We start from the raw sequence: 3079 nt of genomic DNA, 5'->3' as shown, positions 1-3079 counted from the left end.
GAGGCTTGCGATGGGGGCGTGCAGTCTTCCTCGGGCCTCGAGCCATCGTCCGATCTCCAGCGCCGCTTCGCGCGTCACGAGCGCCTGCCATTCATCCGGGGTCATCGGCCCGGCAGGATCGCGCCGGGCCTCGGGCGGGGGCGAAGGCCGTTCGGACCTCCGCCGCCGTGCTGCCGACCGCACCTCAGCCATTGAGCCAGGCGGGCATGCCGGTTGCCGTCGCTCCGCCCGGCGCGGACGGCGGGGACGCCGGCGGCTGCTGGGCGGGCGGTTGCTGCGGGGGCTGCTGCGGCGCCGGTTCCTGCGCGCCCCAGGCGGGAGCCGCAGACGGCGCTTGCGGTTGCGCACCCCATGCCGGCGTGGGCGCCTGCCAGCCCGGCGCCGGCGCGCTCGTGGTTTTCCGTGGCGGCGCATTGACGGGCTCCGGGGGCACGGTTTCGCCACGCATGATCGGTGCGTGCTGCGGCTCGTCGGGCAGAACGACGTTCGCGATCCGGTTCTGGTCGCGGTACTGGGGGTTGGAGGCGGGCTCCACCATGATCCGCGCGGCGAAGACGATGCCGTCGAGATGCTTGAGCCCGGGCAGCACCCGCTTGGCCTTGGCGTCGGGGCTCTCATCCCTGGGATCGAGCCCGAGAGCGCTGTCGACCATCGCCCGAAAGGTGGACTTGGAGATCTTCCAGCCGATCGACTGGCCCTTCTCATCGACCTTGCCGCCCGCCACGGTGAAGCTCTGCCAGAACTTCCGCCGGGCATGCGGCCCCTCGAGGATGGTGAACTCGCAGTCCAGCATCTTCGCGTCGCTCGACTGCGAGGCCTTCAGGAGCTTCGCGTCCATCGGGGTGGCGCCGTCCACGCCGCCGGGGCGCACGGTCAGGCGGACCTTGGCGAAGGTGCCGTCGGGAATCAGCTCGCCGATGGGGGCCATCTGCGGCTGGGCGTCGTTGAGATCGTAGCTCATGGGTCTGTCCTTTGCGTCTGGATCAGGAAGGGGTGGCGGGGTGAGCGGGGGCGCGGCCATCGATCTTCGCGATCAGCGCGCCGAGATCGGGCGGCTCGGTGGTGTCGAGCCGGCCGGAGCGGTCCTTGGCGGGAAGGCCCCAGGGGTTGCCGGAGCGGCAGACGAGGCGACGCTCGGCGGAGGTCTCGTCGAGGGCCCAGTCGCCCTTGGCGTCGCGGCCGAAGAGCTGCATGGAGACGACCTGATCGACGATGCCCGGCAATTCGCGCCCGGCCTTCGTGCCCTCCATCTGCGGCTGCCACGTGATCGTGCCGAACTCGTCGGTGACCTTCTCGAGTACGCCGACGAAGATCACCGTCTTGCCGCGGGCATGCTGGAGGTGCTTCAGCGCCTGGATCACCTCCCGGCCGAGCAGTCCGTAGGCGCCGCGGACATCGGGCTTGCCGGTCCGCTCGGAGAAGGCCTCGGGCTGCTGGCGGGCATAGGCCATGGCCTGCCGCGTCAGGTCGGTGATCGAGTCGACGAAGACGATCCGTTTCCGGGCGAGGAAGTCCTCGATCCCCGTCCCGAGGTACTGCTGCTGGAGCCAGGCGTGATACTCGGCGCCGTACCAGGACTGCGGGTGCTGCGCCGGGTCGTGCCCGCCGATCAGCACTACGAGGTCGCGGAAGTCGGTGAAGCTGCGCACCGGGATCGAGTCCCCGCGCCAGTCCTGCACCGATTTCATCCCGGCCTCGAGGTCGAGGCAGACGGTCTCCTCGGCGGGCAGCGTCTTCAGGAGCGTCGTCTTGCCGACGCCGGGCGGGCCGAAGATGGCGAGCGAGGTCTTGTTCTCGGCGGCCGAGAGCCGTTCGTCGGCGGTGATGATGCGGAAGGCCATGGGGTTCTCCGGGAGTTGCGTTCAGGGTGCGCGGCGGCGGGGGTGACCGGGTGCCGAAGGGGAACCTGCCCGGCGTTGCCGACCGGGCGTCCCGCCGCCGCGCGTCACCGGTCTCGAGACTCGAGCCGGAAGACAGGTTTGCCGGTGGTCTCGCTGCGCGCGTCCGCGAAGCCCTCGCGCATCGCCGCGGGCCAGGCGCCGAAGCGCCGCTCGGGCACGCGGTAGGCGATCTCGAGATACTCGGTCGGATCGTCGCCGGCGGCGCGGATGCGCTCGGCCATCGCGGCGAGGCGGTCTTGATCCCAGGAGACCTTCTTCGGCAGGTCGGCGACGATGACGACGCCCTCGTCCTCGACCCGCACGGTGCCGCTGGTCTTGCCCTGCGCGGCCCGCTCGGCCGCGGCGGCGGCCTCGTAGCGCTGCGCAATTCCTGCCTCGAGCCGGTCCCGCAGCCGCTTCACGCGGGCGGTCTCGGCGAGCGCCGTCGTCTGCAAATCCAGAAGCATTTCGGGCGGCAGCGCCGCGATGTCGCCGAGGGCGAGACCTTCGAGATCGTCGAAGCGAGGGGCATTGTCGGGGTGCGGCATGGCGGGGTCTCCATTGGAGGGGAATGGCAGGGCCATCAGGCGGCCTCTGCGTCTTCGATGAGGCGGGCGAGCGGCACGGGCGTGCGGCGCGGCCTGGTCCGGGCGAAGGCGAGATACGCGAAGCGGTCCGGGCCGAGCCGCACCTGGACGAGGTGGACGAGGCCCGCCTCGAAGGCCCGGTACCCGGCGCTCGCCAGCGCGGCCAGCCTGCGGCGGTCCGGTTCCGCCAGCGTCGAGATCACGGCCGTCGTGTCGATTCCGAGGAACCCGCGGTGGTATTCCAGCCGGTCGCCGGGCATCGCCTGTCCGATCCAGGCGCAGAACTCGATGTCGGTCAGCGGCCGGGGCCGCGCCGGGGTGAAAGCGGTGGGGGGCATGACGAGCATCTCCATGTCCTCCCTCTACTCACGCCGCTTCCGAACCGTCCCACCGCCCCCCGAGCCCGCGCATGGCGAGCTCGAGCCGGAGGCGTGCGAGGCGGCGGTAGAGGGCGGAGCGAGAGATGCCGTCGCGGCCGATCAGATCGGCGACGGCACAGGTGCCGAGTGCCGTGCAGAGCCCGCGGACATCCTCTGGCAGGTCGGCGAGCGCCCGGGCGAGATCGTGGCGGGTCACGACGTCCGCCGCGGCGCAACGATCCTGGCCGTGCCA

At 71.5% G+C, this 3079-nt stretch carries 5 protein-coding genes; all 5 read right to left on the bottom strand.

The genetic code is table 11. The features are described 5' to 3' along the window. Positions 1 to 184: 184 nt before the first annotated feature. Positions 185 to 961 (bottom strand): hypothetical protein, encoded by a 777-nt coding sequence (locus G481_RS0118510; protein WP_028031309.1) that lies wholly within the window; start codon positions 959 to 961, stop codon positions 185 to 187. Between the two features lie 22 nt (positions 962 to 983). Then, entirely contained in the window at positions 984 to 1841 is an 858-nt protein-coding gene (locus G481_RS0118505; RefSeq protein ID WP_028031308.1) for an ATP-binding protein, read from the bottom strand. A gap of 104 nt (positions 1842 to 1945) precedes the next feature. Continuing rightward, positions 1946 to 2428 (bottom strand): hypothetical protein, encoded by a 483-nt coding sequence (locus G481_RS0118500; RefSeq protein ID WP_028031307.1) that lies wholly within the window; start codon positions 2426 to 2428, stop codon positions 1946 to 1948. A gap of 35 nt (positions 2429 to 2463) precedes the next feature. Then, positions 2464 to 2820: a hypothetical protein gene (locus G481_RS0118495; protein WP_028031306.1), complete on the bottom strand. Its 357-nt coding sequence runs from the start codon at positions 2818 to 2820 to the stop codon at positions 2464 to 2466. Between the two features lie 13 nt (positions 2821 to 2833). After that, positions 2834 to 3079, bottom strand: a 246-nt coding sequence (locus tag G481_RS24595) for a hypothetical protein (RefSeq protein WP_035026743.1), incomplete at its 5' end; no start/stop codon positions are given.

Origin of the sequence: Gemmobacter nectariphilus DSM 15620, assembly GCF_000429765.1 — a bacterium.
GTDB lineage: Bacteria > Pseudomonadota > Alphaproteobacteria > Rhodobacterales > Rhodobacteraceae > Wagnerdoeblera > Wagnerdoeblera nectariphila.
This window is presented reverse-complemented; position numbering and strand designations above follow the sequence as displayed.